This is a genomic window from Myxococcus sp. MISCRS1, from assembly GCF_026626605.1.
In the GTDB taxonomy this organism is placed as follows: Bacteria; Myxococcota; Myxococcia; order Myxococcales; family Myxococcaceae; genus Myxococcus; species Myxococcus fulvus.
Genome location: NZ_JAPNKB010000001.1, coordinates 8,518,308 through 8,538,171, shown reverse-complemented (window position 1 = coordinate 8,538,171; position 19,864 = coordinate 8,518,308). Strand labels below are relative to the sequence as shown.

Sequence of the window (19,864 nt, the reverse complement as noted above, 5' to 3'; positions counted from 1 at the left end):
CCTAGTCGCGGAACGTCACTCGCGCTCGTCCGCCTTTTTCGGCGGCGAGGGGTCGGGCATGTCGAGCGCGGGCACGGCGGTGCGTGGCGGCTTGACCTGGGGGATGGTGGGCGTGCGGACGGGGATGCCGCCCGGGGGCGTGTGCACCACGCCCGTACGCCGGGACAGCTCGCTCTTGACGGCCTTGAGCTCGGCGTTGGCGCGCTCGTAGATGTCCTGGACGGGGTTGGCGCCGGTCCGCGCCGTCTGGCGGCGCAGGGTGGCCAGCTCCGTCTCCTGGGCCTCGAGCTGGGTCTGGAGCGAGTCCACCAGGGACTGGAGGTGCTCCATCTCCGCGGCCATCTCCAGGACGGCCTCGGGCTGGGAGGAGGCCTTGAGCGCCTCGGTGGCGGCGAGCAGCTCGTTGCGCTCGGCCTCGATGGAGGACAGGCGCGCCTGCTGGTCCTTCACGAGCGACTCCAGGCGCTCACGCTCGTAGCGGTCCTTGAGGAGCTCCTGCTTCTCGGCGGTGAGGGCCTGGGCCTGGTCCTGGAGGCGCGTCAGCTCCGTGCGCAGGGTGGCGAGACGGTCGGACGTGGAGCCGTCCTTCTGCTGGAGCTGGCGGCGGGCCTCGTCGAGGGACTCGGAGAGGCGGGTGCGCTCGGCGCGCTCGGTGTCGAGCATGCGGACGGCGTCGGTGGACGCGGTCTCCATGGCGGTGATGCGGCCTTCCAGGCGGACGCGCGCGGCGCGGGCCACGGTCAGGTCGGACTGGAGGCGCTCGCGCTCGGCCTCGGCGCGGGCTGCGCGCTCCTGGAGGGACTGGAGGGAGGCGGCGCTCTGGGTGGCGGCGGACTCCAGCTCGGAGAGACGTGCTTCGAGCTCGGCGCGGCGGGACTCGAAGCCGGTGGTGGCCTCGGTCAGGCGGGCCTCGAGGGCGGCCTTCTCCGCGAGCCGGGCATCGCGCTCCTCGCGCAGGCTGGCGGTGCTGGACTCCAGCTCGGCGAGCCGCGACTCCAATACGACGCGGCCCGCGCGCTCGGTGTCGAGCTGCGACGTGCTGTCACGGAGGCGGGACTCCAGCTCGGCGCTCCCCGTCCGTGCGGCCTCGAGCAGCGCCGCGGACTGCGTGAGGCGGGAGGTCAGCTCGGCCAGCTCCGCGCGATGGGCCTCGAGCTGCTCGGAGGTCTGCGTGATGCGGACATCCAGCGCGGTGCGCTCCGCGCGCTCCGTGTCGAGCTGGGACGCGACCTCCAAGAGTCGGGCCTCCAGGGTGTTCCGCTCCGTCCGCTCGGTATCGAGCCGCGAAGTGGTCTCGGTGAGCCGCGCATCCAGCGCGGTGCGCTCGGCTCGCTCGGCGTCGAGCAGCGTCGTGGTCTCGGAGAGCCGGGCATCCAGCGCGCTCCGCTCGGCTCGCTCGGCGTCGAGCCGCGTCGTGGTCTCGGAGAGCCGGGCATCCAGCGCGGTGCGCTCCGCGCGCTCGGTGTCGAGCTGCGCGGTGGTGTCCGCGAGTCGCGCGTCCAGGGTGCCCCGCGCCGTCTGGTGCGTCTCCAGGTGCGCGGTGAGGTCGGCGAGCCGGGCATCCCAGTCCGCGCGCGCCTGCTCCAGCGCCTCGGTGGTCTCGCGCAGGCGGGTCTCCAGCGTCGCGGCGCGCGCCTGCTCCGTCCGAGCCGTTTCGGTGACTCTCGCCAGCTCGGCGCGGGTCGCCTCCAGCGAGGCGCGCTCGCTCTCAAGCGTGCTCTCCATCGCGGTGGCCTTGCCCGCGAAGCGCCGTGCCGTCTCGAGCTGCACCATGAGCAGCTCGGCGTTCTCGCGCTGGGCCACCAGTCGCTCGCGCGCGTCCACCAACTCCGCGTCGAGACGCGCGAGATGCGCCCCACGCTCATGCAGCGCGGCCATGGCGCGCTGGAGCTCCATCCCCAGGCGCATCACCTCCTGGCGCGCGGCCATCAGATGGGTCAGCTCACCGCGAAGGTCCAGCACCTCCTGACGGGTGGCCTCCAGGGTGTTCTCGGTCTTCTCCAGCTCCGCCTCGCGCGCGGTGGCGGCCTCGGCGAGCTTCGAGGCCTGGGCCTCGCCTTCGCGCACCTGCTCCCGCAGACGCGCCATCTGGGTCTGCAGCTCTTGCAGCGTCCAATCCCGCTCGGAGAGCTGGGCATCCACGGCGCGCTTCGCGGCCTCGGACTCGCCCAGGGACGTCTCGAGCGAGGACAGCCGGGCCTCCAGGGCCTCGCGCTGCGCCAGGGTCGAGGCTTCGACCTGGGCGCGATCCGTCTCCAGGCGCTCCACCGACTCGCGCAGCGACTGCTCACGGCTCGTGAGCTCCGCCAGCTCCGCGCGGACTTGCGCCAGGGCCTCACGCTCACGAGTCAGCTCCGCGCGAGTCGCCTGTCCACCTTCCTGCTCGGTCGCGAGGGCCGCACGGACCTGGGCCAACGAGGCCTCCAGCTCGGCGCGAGCCGTCTCCTCGGCGGACAGCGAGTCCCGGGTGCGAGCCAACGTCGCATCCACTTCGGCGCGAGCGCGCTGCTCGGCATCGAGTCGTTCGTGGACGCGCGCGAGCCCGGCCTCACCGGCACTGCGCTCCTGACGTTCGGTCTCCAGCTCCGCGCGGGCGGCGGCCAGCGCCTCTCGCTCCGAGGACAGCTCGGAGACCAGCGCCTCGCGAGCCTCTCGCTCCGCCGTGAGCAACCGGCGAGCCTCCGCCAATGAGGCCTGGGACTGGAGTTCACTTTGTTCCAACGCCTCGCGAGCCTGCACCAGCGACGCAGACTCCCGGGTGCGCTGCTCGACTTCCGACTCGAGTTGGAGCCGCGCCGCGGACAGCGCCTCGTCCGCGCGGGCCTTCAGCGCCTCGATTTCGGCGATGCGGGCCAGCGCCGCCTCGAGCTCCGCCTCGGCACGAGCCTTCTCGTCGGACTCCTTTCGAGCACGAGCCTCGACTTCGGCGAGCGTGGCTTCGACGCGGGCTCTGTCTTCTGCCTCCTTCTGAGCACGAGCTTCCGCCTCGGCGAGCGCAGCCCCGGCCTGCGCCCGCTCTTCGGCCGCCCGCTGAGCGCGGGCCTCGACCTCGGAGAGCGCCGCCTCGACGCGAGCCCGGTCCTCAGCCGACTTCAGAGCACGGGCCTCGACCTCAGAGAGCGCCGCCTCGACACGGGCCCGCGCCTCGACCTCATTCAGCGCGCGGGCCTCGACCTCGGAGAGCGCAGCCTCGACACGGGCCCGCTCCTCCGCCTCCTTCAGAGCCCGAGCCTCGACCTCGGAGAGCGCAATCTCGACACGGGCCCGCGCCTCGGCCTCATTCAGGGCACGGGCCTCGACCTCGGAGAGCGCAACCTCGACACGAGCCCGCTCCTCGGCCTCCTTCAGAGCCCGAGCTTCCGCCTCGGCGAGCGCCACCTCGATACGAGCCCGGTCCTCGGCCTCGCGTCGAACCCGCGCGGCCACGTCGGCGAGCGACTCCTCGACCCGGGCCTTGTCCTCGCCACCCTTCCGAGCGCGCTCCTCCGCCTCCGCGAGCGACGCTTCGATGCGAGCCTTCGCATCCGCCTCCCGCTGGACGCGTGCCATCGTCTCGGCGAGCTCCGCCTCGACCTCAGAAGCACGAGCCTCCGCCTCGACGAGCGAAGCCTCGACACGGGCCCGGTCCTCCGCCTCCTTCTGAGCGCGGTCCCGAGCCTCGGCGAGCAACTCCGCGACCCGGGCCTTGTCCTCGCCCTCCAGGCGCAGACGCGTCTCCGCCGCCTCGACCCGAGACCGCTCCTCCAGGAGACTCGCCTCGACCCGCGCCTTCGCGTCGCTCTCGCGCGACAGCTCGACGCGAAGCTCCGCGAGCATCGCCTCGACCTGCCCGCGCCGCTCGGACTCCTCCTGGAGTCGAGCCTGGGCCTCCGCCAGCGTGCCCTCGACGTGGGTGCGCTGCTGGCCCTCGCCCTGGAGTCGCCCCTGGGCCTCCGCCAGGGACTCCTCGGCCCGGGTCCTCCGCTGGAGCTCCTCCTGGAGCTGGACCTGCACATCCCCGAGCGCCGCCTCCCACCGCGCGCGCCGCTCCGCCTCCGCGTCCAACGCCTCGCGGCTCTGCGCGAGCGCCTGTCGCGCCTCGCTCAGCCCCGCCTCGGCCTCCGCGAGCGCCGCTTCCGAAGACTCCCGGCGCGCCTTCTCCGTCTCCAGCTCCGCGCGCAGCACCCCCAACGCGGAGCCCGACTTCAACCGTCCCTCCCGCTCGGCCTCGAGCGTCGCCTGGACCTCCGCCAGCGAAGCCTCCAGCGTCGCCCGCCGCTCCACCTCCGCGTCCAGCGCCTCACGGGTCCGCGCCAGCGTGGCCTCGGCCTCCACGAGCCGCTGCGTCGCGCTCTCCAGCTTGCCGCGAGACACCCGCAGCGCGTCCTCGACCGCGGCGCGAGCCTCGCGCTCCTGGTCCAGCTCGCCGCCCACCCGCGCGGCCAGCGCCGCCGTGGAGTCCCGCTCCTCCCGCGCCGTCTCCAGGTCCGCCTGCGCGGCCTGCAGCGTCGCCTCCAGCTCCTCCGCCCGCGCCGACTCCTCACGACGGGAACGACTGAGCGAGGAGACCTCCGCCTCCAGCTCCACCACTCGCCGCACCAGCGCCTGACGCTCGTCCTCCAGCTCCCGCTTGCGAGCCTCGGTCTCCGCGCGGATGGCGGCCTCGGTGCGAGCCTCCTCCCCCAGCACCTCCACCCTGCCCCGCTCGACCTGGAGCTCCCCCTCCAGCGCCGACAGCCGCGCCTGGAGCTGGGCACGCTCCGCCTCCAACGTCCCGGCAAGCCCCGCCTCGACCCGGGCGCGCTCCTCCTCCAATCCGGAGATGCGCACGCGGGCCTCGTGAAGCGACTCCTCCAGCTTCTGGGACGTCGCCCGGGCCAGGGCCTCGCGCTCGGTGAGCTCCGCCAGCTCGCGCGTCAGCCGAGCCTCGCGCGCCTGCGCGGCGACGAGCTCCGTCTCCTGCCCGCGCCCCTCGGCCTGGAGCGCCTCCAGCCGGGCCTCCGCGTCCCGCCGCGAGCCCTCGGCCGACGCCGCCCGCAGCGACGCCTCCGTCAGCTCCCGCGTCGCGCGCGCCAGCTCCGCTTCCTTCAAGGACAGGGCCGCCGCCGCCTCGCGCGCGGCCTCCTCGGCCCGAGCCGTCCCAATCTTCAGGTGCTCCACCGCCGCCAGGGCCGCCGAGTACTGCTCGGCGATGCGCAGCTCCCGCTCCCGCGCGGCCTCCGCGGCGCGACGCCGGTCTTCCACCTGCTCCCCGGCGCGCTCCGCCACCAACCGGTCCTTCTCCCGGTCGATGCGCAGCGTGGTCAGCTCATCCTGCAGCTCACGCACCTGCGTGTACGCCGCCGTCAGCCGCTCCCGAGCCTCCTCCAGGGACGCGGCCTGCTCCTCACGGCGCGCGCGCTCCAGCCGGAGCGTCTCCTGCCCCGCGAGCAGCTGGACACCGGCCTCCGCCTGCGCCCGCTGCGCCGCCTCCACCTCCAACCGCTGCGCCGTCAGCCGACGGTCCGCGTCCCCCAGCCGCTCGTGCGCGACCTGGAGCTCCAGCTCCCGCCGACGCAGCTTCCCGGCCAGGTCATCGCGCTCGCGCTGCGACTCCGGTGTGCCCCGCGCCTGCTCCAGCTGCGCGGTGAGCCGGGCCACCTCCTCGCGCGCCTCCTCCAACACCGGCTTGAGCGAGGCGACCTCGTCCTCGCGCGCCGTCAGCTCGGTGCGAAGCCGCGTCAGCGACTCCTTCAAACGCCCGCTGCGCTCCTCCCAGGACTTCGCGCGGGCGACCACCTCATCCAGCTTGCCCCGCGTGAAGGCCAAAGGCTCCGGCGGCAGCTGCACCCACGTGGGGTCCACCACCCGCGCCGGCTCCAGCCCCGCCACCACCACGAAGTACGCCGCATCGCTGGTCTGCACCAGCGAGCCATCCACCTGCAGCCCATCCCCCTTCTCGAACGCGAGCTGGTACCCCAGCACCGGCGACTGCGTGGCCACCTCCACCTGGGGGAAGTGCACGTTGAGCGCATCCAGGAGCAGCCCGTACGTCGGCGGCGGCGGGCCCTCCTCGGCCTCCAGCAGCTGCGGCAGCGCCAGGCCCGCGATGTTGCGCAGGCCGCCCACCAGGAAGCCCTGCTTCGCCACCAGCCGCGCCAGCTCCGCGAGCAGCTCCGGGGCCCGGACGTACGGGGCCAGGTCCGCCACCATCACCACGTCGAAGCTGCCCGGCTCGAAGTCGTCGTAGATGTTGGCGCGGTAGCGCAGCGTGGGCCCACCGTGCGCCTTCTGCGCCGCCGACACCGCCTTCACGTCCGCGTCGCACGCCACCACCGCGCGCGCGCCACGCTCCAGCAGGAAACGCGCGCTCTCGCCTCCGGTGGAGGCCACCGCGTCGACCTCCAGCACCCGGCGGCGCGCGAAGAGGCTCTCGGCGAAGATGTAGCGGGGCAGCAGTTCACTGGGCCCCATGCGACGGAATGTGTGATGCATGGGTGTGTTCGGGGGTAGGAGTATAGCCGTGGGCCTCCGCGCCCCAAGGAAAGCGCCAGGCCACACGGTGGCCCCGGCGCCCGGACGTCAGGAGAGCAGGCGACATGAACGGAGCGGCACAGCAGGGCTTTGGCTATCGCGCACGGCGGACCTTCACGCGGTTGCTCGTGTTTTTCCTGATTATTGGACTCGGAGGCGTGGTCGTCTTCCTCCTGTCCCAGCTCAACGCGCGCACCTTCACCCTGGCCCCCGTGGACGGGCAGCTCGTCGTGATGAAGGGCCGCATGGCCCCCATGGGCGCCGTCCCCTACCGCCCCGGCGACCCCCGGCTCGCGGACGCCTACGCCCCCATCCCCCTGGAAGGACAGGACGTGATGGCGCTGACGATGAACAAGTACACCGAGCGCGACGAGCTGGACCGGGCCCTCTTCCCCCTCCTGGAGTCCCTGGCCCGCCCGCGCATCAACTCCGAGGAGCCCGCCAAGGTGGAGCAGGGCCTGTACTACCTGCGCCGGGCCGAGAAGCTCTCCGGCGTCACCGAGGAGCAGCGCCTCACCCTCCAGAAGCTCATGACCGAGGTGGCCTTCTTCCAGGCCCGCCAGAAGCTCGAGGACGCGCGCAAGCTGGTCAGCGACGCCCTGGTCCAGCTCAAGCTCGCCGCCGAGAGCCAGACGCGCCACGCGCGCAGCGCCCACCAGATGCTCACCGTCGTCACCCCGCCCGCCCGGGAGCTCGAGGAGGCCCTCCGCCGCGCCGTCCACACCCTCAGCGGGCCCCAGGAGGTCCCCCAGGCGGCGCCTCCCGCCCAGCCCGTCCAGTCACCCCCACCCGCACCCACACCGACCTCGCCGGAGGGGGCTCCCGAGGGGGCCTCGCCCACGCCGCCGGTCGATTCGGGCGTGGACTCGGGGACGACTCCCTGAGAGGGGCGCGCAACATCCGTCCTCCCAGGTCCGATTCGGGGCGCTTCGTACGGAGCGTCTCCGGACCTGGGACTCAGTGTTGTGAGGAGAACGTGACGGAGACCGTTGGAGATCGATCATAGATTGCAAGGGACGGACCTACCCAAGCACTAGATCTCGCGTTGACACCAACAGGTGCCCCCCATACCTTGTGCCCGGTCGACGACGCCCCACCATTCCGGTGGCGTCCCAAAGGGCTCAGGGAGGGGTTGTGGTTTCTTTACACACAGCAATCTACCCCGTATGTCGCCTGTGCCCTCCGGTCGCCTTGAGACCGTAGGTCCGCTGCGGTAGAGCGGGCCTTGTTCCCTACACATCCGTGCAGTTGTTTTCGTGGCCCGGGAAACCCCTCCCAGGGCAAGCTCTCCGCTTGTCCCTGTGGCCACGCCATCGCCATTTTGGAGTGAGCCGCTCGTGAACTTCGAGACGCCCGTGAAGCCCGCCTCCGCGCCCATGCCTGTCCCTCCCGCCACCCCCGGCCAATCCGGACCGAGCGCGAGTGCGGCACCCGTCGCGGCCCCCGAGCCCACGCAGAGCGAGTTCGCCCCCACCACCATGCGCGTGCGCAAGCGCAACGGCACCGCCGAGCCGGTGGACCTGAACAAGATTGTCCGCGCGGTGGGCAAGAGCTGCGTGGGGCTGTCGCGCGTGGACGTGATGCGCGTGGCCACGAAGACCATCTCCGGCCTCTATGACGGCGCCACCACGCGCGAGCTGGACAGCCTGTCCATCCAGACCGCCGCCGCGCTCATCGTCGAGGAGCCCGAGTACGCGCGCCTGTCCGCGCGGCTGCTCGCCACCTTCATCCAGAAGGAGGTCAGCAACCAGGACATCCACTCCTTCAGCCAGTCGGTGGCGGCGGGCCACAAGCACGGCCTCATCGCGGACCGCCTGCTGCAGTTCGTCCAGGCCAACGCGCGCAAGCTCAACGCGGCCATCGACCCGTCGCGCAATGACCTGTTCGAGTACTTCGGCCTGCGCACCGTCTACGACCGCTACCTCCTGAAGAACCCGCAGACGCGCGAGGTGCTGGAGACGCCGCAGGAGTTCTTCCTGCGCGTGGCGTGCGCGCTCAGCGGCGACAACGCGCGCGAGGCCATCGAGCTGTACCGGCTGTTCAGCTCGCTGGAGTACCTGCCCAGCTCCCCCACCCTGTTCAACTCCGGCACGCGCCACGAGCAGCTCTCCAGCTGCTTCCTGTTGGACTCGCCGGCGGACGACCTGGACGCCATCTACCGGAAGTACTCGGACATCGCGATGCTGTCCAAGTTCTCCGGCGGCATCGGCGTGGGCTACCACCGCGTGCGCGCGCGCGGCTCGCTCATCCGCTCCACCAACGGCCACTCCAACGGCATCGTCCCCTGGCTCAAGACGCTGGACGCGTCCGTGGCCGCGGTGAACCAGGGCGGCAAGCGCAAGGGCGCGTGCTGCGTGTACCTGGAGACGTGGCACGCGGACATCGAGGACTTCCTCGAGCTGCGCGACAACACCGGCGACGACGCCCGCCGCACCCACAACCTGAACCTGTCCAACTGGGTGCCGGACCTGTTCATGAAGCGGGTGGAGACGGAGGGTGAGTGGAGCCTCTTCGACCCGAAGGTGGTCCCGCACCTGACGGACCTGTACGGCGCGGAGTTCGAGAAGGCCTACGTGGAGGCGGAAGGCGCGGGCCTGGCGATGCGCAAGGTGAAGGCGCGGGACCTGTACGCGCGGATGATGAAGACGCTCGCCCAGACGGGCAACGGCTGGATGACCTTCAAGGACATCTGCAACCGCAAGAGCAACCAGACGGGCCGTCCGGAGAACGTCATCCACCTGTCCAACCTGTGCACCGAAATCCTGGAGGTGACGAGCCAGGGTGAGACGGCGGTGTGCAACCTGGGCTCGCTGAACCTGGGCCGCATGGTGGTGGACGGGAAGTTCGACTTCGAGCGGCTGCGCGCCAACGCCCAGCTCGCGCTCAAGCAGTTGGACCGGGTCATCGACCTGAACTACTACCCCATCCCCACGGCGGCGGACTCCAACCGCCGCTGGCGCCCGGTGGGCCTGGGGCTGATGGGCCTGCAGGACGTCTTCTTCCAGCTGAAGCTGCCGTTCGACGCCCCCGAGGCGCGGGCCCTGTCGAGGAAGATCTCCGAGGAGATCTACTTCGCGGCGCTGACCACCTCGTGCGAGCTGGCCGAGCAGTTCGGCGCGCACCCGTCCTTCCCGGAGACGCGGGCGGCGAAGGGGGAGTTCCAGTTCGAGAGCTGGGGCGTGACGCCGGAGGACCCGGCGCGGTGGGAGGCCCTGCGGGCGCGCGTCCTGAAGCACGGCCTGCGCAACTCGCTGATGATTGCCATTGCGCCCACGGCGACGATTGCGTCCATCGCGGGCTGCTACGAGTGCATCGAGCCGCAGGTGTCCAACCTGTTCAAGCGCGAGACGCTCTCCGGTGACTTCCTGCAGGTGAACCGCTACCTGGTGCGCGACCTCCAGGCGCTGGGGCTGTGGAACGAGTCGGTGCGCAACCGCATCAAGCTGGCCGAGGGCAGCGTGCAGGACCTGACGGAGCTGCCGGAGAACCTGCGCGCCGTCTACCGCACGGCGTGGGAGCTGCCCATGCGCTCGCTCATCGACATGGCGGCCGACCGCGGCGCCTTCATCGACCAGAGCCAGTCGCTCAACCTCTTCGTGGAGACGCCGAACATCGGCAAGCTCTCCTCGATGTACTTCTACGCGTGGCAGAAGGGGCTGAAGACGACGTACTACCTGCGCTCGCGTCCGGCCACGCGCATCGCCAAGGCGACCATCGCCGGCAACGGCGCCACCGCGACGGCGCCCGTCACGCCCGCCCCCGAGGCCAAGGCCGCCAAGGTGACGGACGCGGAGGCCGTGGCGTGCTCGCTGGAGAATCCCGAGGCCTGCGAGGCGTGCCAGTAAAGAGGTCCTGATTCACAGACTTTTCGTCCTGGCGAGCACGCGTTCTCACGCGTGCTCGTTTTGTTTTGTGCGGGTGTGTCACGCACGGTGCGGAACCCGCATGAAGGCGCACGTAAGCAAGAGTTGTCAGGCGTGCGACCGCCGCGGGAATCGGTGGTCGCGGAGGATCCACGCAGCAGCCTGCATGGTATGGATCGCGCCCATGCTGCTCGAACCCGGCCTGAACCTGACGCTGCGTCCCATGGCGTATCCGGTTTTCTTCGAGATGTACCGGAATGCCATCAAGAACACCTGGACCGTGGAGGAGGTGGATTTCTCCACGGACCTGGTGGACCTCCGCTCGAAGATGACGGACGCGGAGCGACACCTCATCCACCGGCTGGTGGCCTTCTTCGCGACGGGCGACAGCATCGTCGGCAACAACCTGGTGCTGAACCTGTACAAGCACCTCAACGCGCCCGAGGCGCGGATGTACCTGTCGCGTCAGCTCTACGAGGAGGCGCTGCACGTCCAGTTCTACCTGACGCTCCTGGACACGTACGTGCCGGACCCGGGTGAGCGCGCCAAGGCGTTCGCGGCCATCGACAACATCCCCTCCATCCAGCGCAAGGCGCAGTTCTGCATGAAGTGGATGGACAGCATCCACGACGTGGACGCGCTGAAGACGAAGGAGGACCGGCGGCGGTTCCTCTTGAACCTCATCTGCTTCGCGGGCTGCATCGAGGGGCTCTTCTTCTTCGCGGCCTTCGCGTACGTGTACTTCCTGCGCAGCAAGGGCCTGCTCAACGGGCTCGCGGCGGGGACGAACTGGGTGTTCCGCGACGAGAGCGCGCACATGGCGTTCGCCTTCGAGTGCATCCAGGTGGCCCGCAAGGAGGAGCCGGACCTCTTCGACGCGAAGATGGAGCGCGACGTGGAGGCGATGATTCGCGAGGCGGTGGAGTGCGAGACGCAGTTCGCGCAGGACCTGCTGAGCGGCGGCGTCGCGGGCCTGTCCGTGCAGGAGATGCGGGGCTACCTCGAGTACACGGCGGACCAGCGGCTGCAGATGCTGGGCCTCTCCCCGGTGTTCAAGACGAAGAACCCGCTGTCCTTCATGGACCTGCAGGACGTGCAGGAGCTCACCAACTTCTTCGAGCGCCGCGTGTCCGCCTATCAGGTCGCCGTGGGCGTGGGCGCCGCGGGCGACGTCGTGCTCGACGCGACGTTCTGAGTCGTCTCGACGACGGGCCCGAGCACGACCGGGCCCGTCGCTCTTCGTGGGAAGTCGTCTCGGTAGAGGCTGACGGCGCACCTCCTGGCGCCTCGCATCCCGAAACGACCTGAGACCTCCAGGCACGTCGAAACAGCCCCCACCCGGGCGATTGCCTTTGACATCGCGATGCCACGCCCCCGCGGGCACGACGTGGTCGAGAGACAGAAGACCCCCATCACGTACGGCGGTCCCGAAAGGCCACTTCGGCTCGACTTGCGCTGAACCCTCAATCCCCCCACAAGAGACAGCTCAAACAGAAGACATCCATCACTATCCAGCGGATGGCGCACGACACCGTGTCCCGACACGTCGCTGTCGTCGGCGAAGCCCTGCTCCGCGAAGAGGTGACCATGGCCGTCAGCACTGGAAAGCTCATCGACCCCGGCGGCTGCGCCGCCTGCTCCATCGAGCTGACGGTGCCTCCAGGCACACAGGGCCTCGAGCCGCGCTTGGCCATCGCCCAAAGCTGGGAGCGGATGACCCATGACGCGCCCCCGTGGGACTTGAAGACCCACGCGCGCTGGACGAGCGGCGACACCTGGTAGTCCTATACTTATGACCACGACGCCTGGGACAACCAGACTCGCATCGAGCTGCCGGGACAGGGCGTCATCACCGAGTCATTCGACTCCGACCTCCATGCCTACCTCAGCAAGCGCCTGCTGCCGCCCCTGAGGAGACCCCGAGCGCGCGCCAGCCCCTGCACCAGCATGGCCGCCACGCATCACCTCCGGACGCAATCCGAGACATCGGCGGCACGTCGACGAAGCACGGGCGGGTGTCCATCGGCGGAGCGCGCCCGCGGTGAATCCCCCGGGGGTCACGTGATAGACAGGGGGCACACCATGGACCGCGCCGCCCTGCTCTTCTGGCTCTGGATGCTCTTCTTCACCGTCAACGCGCTGTGGGCGCTGAGTCAGGCGGCCGTGGCCAGCTCATTCGGCGTCCGGCCCACGCTGGTGAAGCTGGGCGTCGGCCCGCGGCTCTTCACCCTGTCACTCGGTGGCATCCAGTGGGCGCTGCGGCCCCTCGTCCCCTTCGGCAGCGCGGTGAGCTTCGAGGACCCGACGCAGGACGCGGCGTCCTCGAAGGCGCCGGCCGACAACCGCCTGCGCCAGCTGCCCGTCGCGCGGCACGCGGCCACCATCGTGCTGCCGTGGGCCGTGCTCGTCGGAGTCGCCATGGCCTGCCTGGGCCCTGGTGAGGGCCTGCGCCACTTCGTCACCGGCTTCGCCCTGCCCTTCCAGGTCTCGCTCCTCCCGGAGCGAATCGAGCGCTTCGTCGCCGTGCTGCGCGACGGAGAGCTCCTGCGCGCCTGGGGTCTGCTCAGCGCCAAGGTGGCCGCCGCCAACCTGCTGCCGCTGCCCGTGCTCGCGGGCGGCTCGCTCGTCATGCTCCCGTGGCGCAACCAGCGCGAGCGCGTGCCCGTCTGGGCCGCGAGCCTCAACCTGCTGATGATGGCCTTCGCGCTGCCCTGGGCCTGCTACGTCGTCTACCTGCTGGGCGCCGCGCTCCTCCGCTGAGGGCGCCTGGAGCGCGAGCCCCTCCCCCCACGAGCAAGGCCCGCCACCGTGAACCTCCCGGCGACGGGCCCTTGACTCAGCGACTCGCTGACGCGCACCGCGACTCCGGGCTCACACCGGCGAGCGCGTGCGGCTCCGGTCCTGCGCGATGCGCTCCGCCCGCTCGGCGTCCAGCGAGCGCTCCGCCGTGCGCGCCGAGATCTCCGCGGCCGGCGCGAACACGGAGCGGTACACCGCCGCCGCCAGGCCACCACCCAGCAGCGGCGCGATGATGAACATCCACAGCTGGCTGAGCGCCTGCCCGCCCGCGAACACCGCGGGCCCCAGGCTGCGCGCGGGGTTCACGGAGGTGTTCGTCACGGGGATTCCCACCAGGTGGATGAGCGTGAGCACCAGGCCAATCGCCAGCCCCGCGAAGCCCACCGGCGCCCGTGCGTCCGTCGCGCCCAGCACCGTCAGCACCAGCAGGAACGTCAGCGCCACCTCCGCCAGGAACGCCGCCCCCGCGCCATACCCTTCCGGAGACGCGATGCCGTACCCGTTGGAGCCCAGCCCCGCCACCGACGCCTGGTAGCCCCCAGGCACGCCCTTGGCGATGAGCAGCACCACGCCCGCCGCCAGCACCGCGCCCAGACACTGCGCCACCACGTAGCCCAGGATGTGCTTGGTCTCGAACTTGCCCGCCAGCGTCAGCCCCACCGTCACCGCCGGATTCACGTGGCAGCCGGAGATGGGGCCAATCGCATACACCATGGCCAGCAAGGACAGCCCGAAGGCGAACGACACGCCCAGGAAACCAATGCGGTCCCCCGCCAGCACGGCCGCTCCCACGCCGCCGAGCACCAGGACGAACGTCCCGATGAACTCGGCCAGGTATTTCCGCATCCCGTCATTCACCCCGGCTGACACCGCAGCCGGGGTCCTTCTGTCCGTCGGCGAACGCATGCGAATCCTCTCTCGCCGCGCTCCTGCCGGACACGGACACTCGCGCCCGGCGCCTCGCGGCGCCAGCAGTCCCAACCGGGACGCTGTGCACGCACGCTCCGGTGACAAAGCGCCACCCCGCTCCATGCTCGGAGACCAGTTGTCACGCGGAGCGCCCGAGGCGCCGCCACCCTCGAGCCGGCGGGAGGACGGGCCTCCTCCCACACGACCGGGTCCCGCCTGGGCCTACTTGCCCTTCATCACGCCGATGAACGGCACGTTGCGCAGCTTCTCCGCGAAGTCCAGGCCATAGCCGACGACGAAGAGGTCGTCGATGACGAAGCCCTTGTAGTCGATGTCGATCTTCGTGCGCGCCCGCGACGGCTTCTCCAGCAGCGAGCACAGCTTCAGCGACGCCGGGTGCCGCGCGCGGAGGTTCTCCAACAGGAAGCTCATGGTGAGCCCCGTGTCGATGATGTCCTCGATGATGAGCAGGTGCTTGCCCGCCATCGGCTTGCTGACGTCGGTGGTGATGCGCACCTCGCCCGTCGTCTCCGTTCCGCCCTGGTAGCTGGACACGCCCAGGAACTCCAGCGTGAGCGGGAGATCCACCGCGCGCGCCAGGTCCATGGCGAAGAACGTGGAGCCCTTCAACACACAGACGAGGGTGAGCTCCTTGCCCGCGTAGTCCCGGGTGATTTCGGCACCCAGCTCCTTCACGCGCGCCTGCAGCTTGTCCTCGGGAATCAGGACGCCGACTTCCTGCTCGTAGAACGCCAAGGTCTCCTCCGCGCTACACGTAGGCGTTGTTCATGATCTCCCCGAAGCCGCCGCCTCCGGGGACGATGTACTGCCTGTCATCCAGGCCCCGCTCCTTATCCCAGAGCGCGCCCGGCGCCGTGCCGAACACCTCCGGCGGGGACAGCCCCCGGTCCAGCCGGAGCGCGTAGATGATGACGTCCGGGTGGTCCGTCGTCATGCGCCGCAGGTACTCCGGCGTGACGATGAGGTTCAGGGTGATGATGCGCCGGGGGGTGCCGGGCACCTTGTCTTTGTAAAGCGTGATGGCCGTGGACAGGCTGCCGCCCGTGGCACCCATCGGGTCCGGGAAGAGCACGAACGCGTCATCCACGTCCCCGCCAATCTTCGCGCCGCCGATCTGCGAGCCCACCACCGCCTCGGCCGCGTCGATCATCCGGCTCATGATGATGTGGTCCTGGCGCACCACCGACGGGTCCACCGTCGCGTTGAGCAGGTCGTACGTCACCTGCGACGGCAGCGTGCCCGCCCGCGCGATGTTCACCGTCACCACCCGCACTTGGGGGTCAATGACCTCGCCCTGGTAGAGCCCCTGCGGCGTGGAGTCGATCATCCGGGTGGGCAGGCTCACCATCTTCCGGGGGAACTCCGCGTTCACCACCGTCTTCACCAGGTCGATGTAGAGCGTCTCCACCAGCCGGTTGATCTGCGGCTGGATGACGCCCTTGGCGCACAGGGTGGCCAGCTGGGAGAGCAGGAACGGATTGCCCACCAGGTGGACGTTGGGTCCATAGTGGTGGGTCATCTCGTTCAGCTTGAAGGGCACGTTCGCGTACAGGGTGTCGCGCATCCGGTCGGTTCCTCTCGCGCCCGCGCCCCTGCGGGCGCCCACGCTGCTGTCAGTCGAACAACTCCAGCGTCTGCGGCGGCGTGCCCTCGGAGGGCTCCGGCACGTGACACTTGCGGCAGCGCGGCTCGTACGCGCCCGCGGCGCCCACCACCACCCGCTCACCACTGGACACGATGCGTTGGGAGCGATTGGCCGGATTCCCACACACCACGCAGATGGCCAGCTCCTTCGTCACGTACTCCGCGACGGCCATCAACTGCGGCATCGGTTCGAACGGGCGCCCCTGGTAGTCCTGGTCCAGCCCCGCGCAGATGACCCGCAGGCCCTTGTTGGCGAGCGCCTCCACCACCGCGACCACTTCGGTGCCGAAGAACTGCACCTCGTCGATGCCCACCACCTGCGTGTCGGGCGCCAACCGGTAAAAAATCTCTTCAGCCCGCTCCACCGGCGTGGACGTCACCCGGAGCTTGGAGTGGCTGACGACCGACGTCTCGTCGTACCGGTTGTCGATGCGGGGCTTGAACACCTGCACCTTCTGCTTGCCGTACACGGCACGCTGGACGCGGCGGATCAACTCCTCCGTCTTACCGGAGAACATCGAACCGCAGATGACCTCTATCCACCCGATATCTTTGGGGAATTGGTGCAAGTTAGCTCGCCTGGCCTGGGGGCGGAGGGGCGCGGATAGTCTGTCACCCCCCCGCTGGAGTCAACCGCCATCCGCGTGCCGTGACACGGCCCGCCACGTCCTCCCCGCCCGTCCGCCCGCCTGCCCCTCCACGCCGCCTTCGAGCGCTGGCAAGCCGCTTGAAAGGGGGTGGTCCGGACGCAGGCGTGGGCGGGGAGGTGGGGCGTGGCGACGACGACGGTGGAGCAGGTTCAGGGCGCAATCCAGGGTGGTCGGGCTTCCTTCTATGCGTCACCGGCGTCGGTGGCGCTGCTGATGCTCAACCTGATGGACGGGCTGTTCACGCTGCTGTTCCTGCAGCTGGGCGTGGCGGAGGAGCTCAACCCGCTCATGCGCCTGGCCTACGAGCAGTCACCGATGTTCTTCATGTTCTCCAAGCTGCTCATCGTGAACGCGGGCCTGTGGCTCTTGTGCCTGCACCGCCGGCTGAGGGCCAGCCGCGTCGCCATCCGGGCGGGCGCCGTCGTGTACGGCATCATCGTGGTCTACCATCTGGCTTTTCTGACCCACCTGGTCCTGCACTGGCCGGGAGCCCTCGGGTAGTCCCGCTCGCGCCTGTCGGACTGTGAGCGAGTGGAACAATCGCAACACGAAGCCATCACCATACACTTGCATTTTGCACCCGGGATGTCCCAGGCTTCCCGCCAGCTCCGACCTTTCGGGTTCGGGGGGGGACCATGAACATCACCGACGTCCGGGTGTTTCCGGTCGAAGAGGACAAGCTCAAGGCGTACGTCACCATCACCCTGGATCACTGCTTCGTCATTCGCGACTTGAAGGTCATCCACGGCTCCTCGGGGCTGTTCATCGCGATGCCGGCGAAGAAGCGGAAAGATGGGACGTACAAGGACATAGCCCACCCGCTCAACGCGGATACGCGCAGTCAGATGGAGCGCGTCATCCTCATGGAGTACGAGCGGCACCTCCATCAGGCGCAAGCCGGGATGCTCGGTCCGATGCCAGCGGATCTCGACTAACGGCCTTCACATCGGCGCGTGTCCAGGTTAGTCAGCGGCTCCATCATGCAGCCGCGCGACTTCAAGATCTTCGCCGGGAGCTCGAATCCCGGCCTGGCTCACCGAATCTGCGAGTACCTCAAGCGTCCGCTCGGCAAGGCCGAGGTGGGTCGCTTCTCCGACGGTGAGATCCACGTCGAGATTGGAGAGAACGTCCGCGGTCACGACGTCTTCATCTTCCAGTCCACGTGCCCGCCGGCCAACGACCACCTGATGGAGATGCTCATCATGTGCGACGCCCTGAAGCGGGCGAGCGCGGGCTCCATCACGGCGGTGATTCCGTACTACGGGTACGCACGCCAGGACCGCAAGGTGGCGCCGCGCACGCCGATCACCGCCAAGCTCATCGCGGACCTGCTGGAGGTCGCGGGCGCCGAGCGCGTGGTGTCCATGGACATGCACGCCGGGCAGATCCAGGGCTTCTTCAACATCCCCTCGGACCACCTGTACGGCTCGCCGGTGTTCCTGGAGGACCTGCGCAAGCGCTTCCCGGAGTCGCAGGAACTCGTCATCGTGTCGCCGGACGCCGGCGGCGTCGAGCGCGCGCGCGCCTACTCCAAGCGGCTGAACACGGGCCTGGCCATCATCGACAAGCGCCGCCCGCGCCCCAACGCCTCCGAGGTGATGAACCTCATCGGCGACGTCACGGGCAAGGACGCGGTGCTGGTGGACGACATGGTGGACACCGCCGGCACGCTCACCCAGGCGGCCGCGGCGCTCAAGGCCAAGGGCGCCCGCCGCGTGGTCGCCTACGCGGTGCACCCCATCCTCTCCGGCCCCGCCATCCAGCGCATCCAGGACTCGGTGCTGGAGGAGGTGGTGTTCACGGACACGGTGCCGCTGTCGCCCGCGGCCCTGGCCTGCTCGAAGATCCGCGTGCTCACCACCGAGCGCCTCTTCGGGGAAGCCATCGCCCGCATCCACCGGGCCGACTCGCTCAGCTCGCTGTTCGTCTGAGGAGACCGTCGCCCGGCCGTCGGGCGACTTGACTCCATGTCGGGGGGCTGGCATGTCCGGCCTCCTCCAACGGCCTCTTTCCATGGGCGCCGTCTTCGGGGCCCGCCACTGGGGCGGGATGCCGAGGGCGCCGGGGGTTGTTGGCAACCGTCGTTGCATCCCCCAACAAAGGTATTTCCATGTCCACCGACAAGAGCACCCTCGAGGCGAAGGCGCGTGAAGGTTCCGGCAAGGGCTTTGCCCGCCGTCTGCGCGGCCAGGGTCTGGTCCCCGCCGTGGTGTACGGCAAGCACCTGGAGAAGCCGGTGCACATCGCCGTGGACCCCAAGAGCGTGAAGGCGGCCATCAACACGCCGCACAAGTTCAACACGCTCATCCAGCTGAAGCTGGCCGGTGGCGACCAGCAGGTCCTCCTGAAGGACTACCAGATGGACCCCGTCACGCGTGAGATCCTGCACGTGGACTTCATCGGCGTGCGTGAGAACGAGCAGGTGAAGGTGAACGTGCCGCTCGTGCTGACGGGCAAGGCGCAGGGCGTGGCGGACGGTGGTCTGCTCACCCAGGCCCGCCGCGAGCTCGAGGTCTGGGCGCTGCCGAACGCCATCCCGGAGCGCATCGAGGTGGACGTGACGGCGATGAAGATCGCCGAGGCGCTGCACGTCAACGACATCAAGCTGCCGGCGGGCGTCTCCATCAAGACGAACGTCAACTACACCGTGGCGGTGCTGAGCGCGCCCGAGTCCGCCGAGGCGGCTCCGGCGGCGGCGGCTGCGGCCCCCGCGGCGGCTCCGGCGGCGGCGAAGGCCGGCGACAAGGCGGCCCCCGCGGCGGCGGCCAAGGCTCCCGCGAAGAAGTAGTCCTCTTCCGGTGTACCCTGGACACGGGGCCGGCCTCGTCGGAGGCGGGCCCCGTTTCTTTTTGGAGTTCCCATGAAGCTCATCTGCGGGCTGGGCAACCCGGGGCGCGAGTACGAGCGGCACCGGCACAACATCGGGTTCATGGTGGTGGAGGCGATGCTGTCGCGCGCCCGCGCCGAGCTGAACCAGGAGAAGTTCGCCGCCAAGGTGGGCCAGGGGACGCTCGCGGGCGAGCGCGTGCTCTTCGTGGAGCCCCAGACGTTCATGAACCTGTCGGGCCGCTCGGTGGCCGAGGCGGCGCGGTTCTACAAAGTCCCGCCCGAGGACGTGCTCGTCATCCACGACGAGCTGGACCTGCCCATGGGGCGGCTGCAGCTCAAGGCGGGCGGCGGCTCGGGGGGCCACAACGGGCTCAAGAGCATCGTCTCGAGCCTGGGCTCGGAGGCCTTCATCCGGCTGCGCTTCGGCATCGACAAGCCGGAGGGCCCCAACGCCCGCGAGCGGGTGGCCGGCTACGTCCTGTCCAATTTCGACGACGGGGAGCGCCGCCAGCTGGAGGACCTCATCCCCCGGGCGCTGGACATGACGGAGTGCTGGGTGCGGGAGGGGCTGTCGGTGGCCATGAACCGGTTCAACCGGAAGGCCTGATCCACCCGGGAAGCGGCCGGGCGGGCTTTCCGGGTGCTTGACTTGCCCTG

At 70.0% G+C, this 19,864-nt stretch carries 15 protein-coding genes; 10 read left to right on the top strand and 5 right to left on the bottom strand.

The genetic code is table 11. The features are described 5' to 3' along the window. Positions 1–15: 15 nt before the first annotated feature. Positions 16–6,453, bottom strand: a complete 6,438-nt coding sequence (locus OWM54_RS34200; RefSeq protein WP_267700173.1) for a methyltransferase domain-containing protein — start codon at positions 6,451–6,453, stop codon at positions 16–18. A 104-nt stretch (positions 6,454–6,557) separates the two neighbouring features. Between OWM54_RS34200 and OWM54_RS34195 the strand changes: the two genes are divergently transcribed. From OWM54_RS34195 to OWM54_RS34175, 5 genes are all read left to right on the top strand, one after another. Then, complete coding sequence (locus OWM54_RS34195) at positions 6,558–7,376, top strand: IF-2 protein (protein WP_223745566.1); 819 nt, start codon at positions 6,558–6,560, stop codon at positions 7,374–7,376. 453 nt (positions 7,377–7,829) lie between these two features. Beyond that, positions 7,830–10,337: a ribonucleoside-diphosphate reductase subunit alpha gene (locus OWM54_RS34190; protein ID WP_267700171.1), complete on the top strand. Its 2,508-nt coding sequence runs from the start codon at positions 7,830–7,832 to the stop codon at positions 10,335–10,337. Positions 10,338–10,539: 202 nt separating this feature from the next. Then, complete coding sequence (locus OWM54_RS34185; RefSeq protein ID WP_223745564.1) at positions 10,540–11,550, top strand: ribonucleotide-diphosphate reductase subunit beta; 1,011 nt, start codon at positions 10,540–10,542, stop codon at positions 11,548–11,550. A gap of 392 nt (positions 11,551–11,942) precedes the next feature. After that, positions 11,943–12,137, top strand: coding sequence for a hypothetical protein (locus OWM54_RS34180; protein WP_223745563.1), 195 nt, complete (start codon positions 11,943–11,945; stop codon positions 12,135–12,137). A 300-nt stretch (positions 12,138–12,437) separates the two neighbouring features. After that, entirely contained in the window at positions 12,438–13,115 is a 678-nt protein-coding gene (locus OWM54_RS34175; protein ID WP_267700169.1) for a site-2 protease family protein, read from the top strand. Positions 13,116–13,226: 111 nt separating this feature from the next. Here OWM54_RS34175 and aqpZ read toward each other — a convergent pair whose 3' ends face one another. The 4 genes from aqpZ to OWM54_RS34155 form a co-directional block, all read right to left on the bottom strand. Further along, on the bottom strand, positions 13,227–14,060 hold the full coding sequence (gene aqpZ / locus OWM54_RS34170; RefSeq protein ID WP_420715360.1) for an aquaporin Z: 834 nt from the start codon (positions 14,058–14,060) through the stop codon (positions 13,227–13,229). Positions 14,061–14,285: 225 nt separating this feature from the next. Beyond that, positions 14,286–14,819 (bottom strand): hypoxanthine phosphoribosyltransferase, encoded by a 534-nt coding sequence (gene hpt, locus OWM54_RS34165; protein WP_223745560.1) that lies wholly within the window; start codon positions 14,817–14,819, stop codon positions 14,286–14,288. A gap of 13 nt (positions 14,820–14,832) precedes the next feature. Then, positions 14,833–15,648: a uracil phosphoribosyltransferase gene (locus OWM54_RS34160; protein ID WP_267700168.1), complete on the bottom strand. Its 816-nt coding sequence runs from the start codon at positions 15,646–15,648 to the stop codon at positions 14,833–14,835. 49 nt (positions 15,649–15,697) lie between these two features. Further along, the gene (locus OWM54_RS34155) at positions 15,698–16,297 is read right to left on the bottom strand and encodes a thymidine kinase (protein WP_046715130.1); all 600 of its coding nucleotides are present in this window, start codon (positions 16,295–16,297) and stop codon (positions 15,698–15,700) included. A gap of 204 nt (positions 16,298–16,501) precedes the next feature. On the opposite strand from OWM54_RS34155, the gene OWM54_RS34150 reads away from it, so the two are divergent. The 5 genes from OWM54_RS34150 (at position 16,502) to pth (ending at position 19,814) form a co-directional block, all read left to right on the top strand. Next, positions 16,502–16,879, top strand: coding sequence for a DUF5658 family protein (locus tag OWM54_RS34150; RefSeq protein ID WP_174816712.1), 378 nt, complete (start codon positions 16,502–16,504; stop codon positions 16,877–16,879). 134 nt (positions 16,880–17,013) lie between these two features. After that, on the top strand, positions 17,014–17,313 hold the full coding sequence (gene spoVG, locus OWM54_RS34145; RefSeq protein WP_046715132.1) for a septation regulator SpoVG: 300 nt from the start codon (positions 17,014–17,016) through the stop codon (positions 17,311–17,313). A gap of 45 nt (positions 17,314–17,358) precedes the next feature. Continuing rightward, the gene (locus tag OWM54_RS34140; RefSeq protein WP_046715133.1) at positions 17,359–18,309 is read left to right on the top strand and encodes a ribose-phosphate pyrophosphokinase; all 951 of its coding nucleotides are present in this window, start codon (positions 17,359–17,361) and stop codon (positions 18,307–18,309) included. A gap of 179 nt (positions 18,310–18,488) precedes the next feature. After that, positions 18,489–19,166, top strand: coding sequence for a 50S ribosomal protein L25/general stress protein Ctc (locus OWM54_RS34135; RefSeq protein WP_267700167.1), 678 nt, complete (start codon positions 18,489–18,491; stop codon positions 19,164–19,166). Between the two features lie 72 nt (positions 19,167–19,238). Further along, entirely contained in the window at positions 19,239–19,814 is a 576-nt protein-coding gene (pth, locus tag OWM54_RS34130) for an aminoacyl-tRNA hydrolase (RefSeq protein ID WP_267700166.1), read from the top strand. Positions 19,815–19,864: the final 50 nt, after the last annotated feature.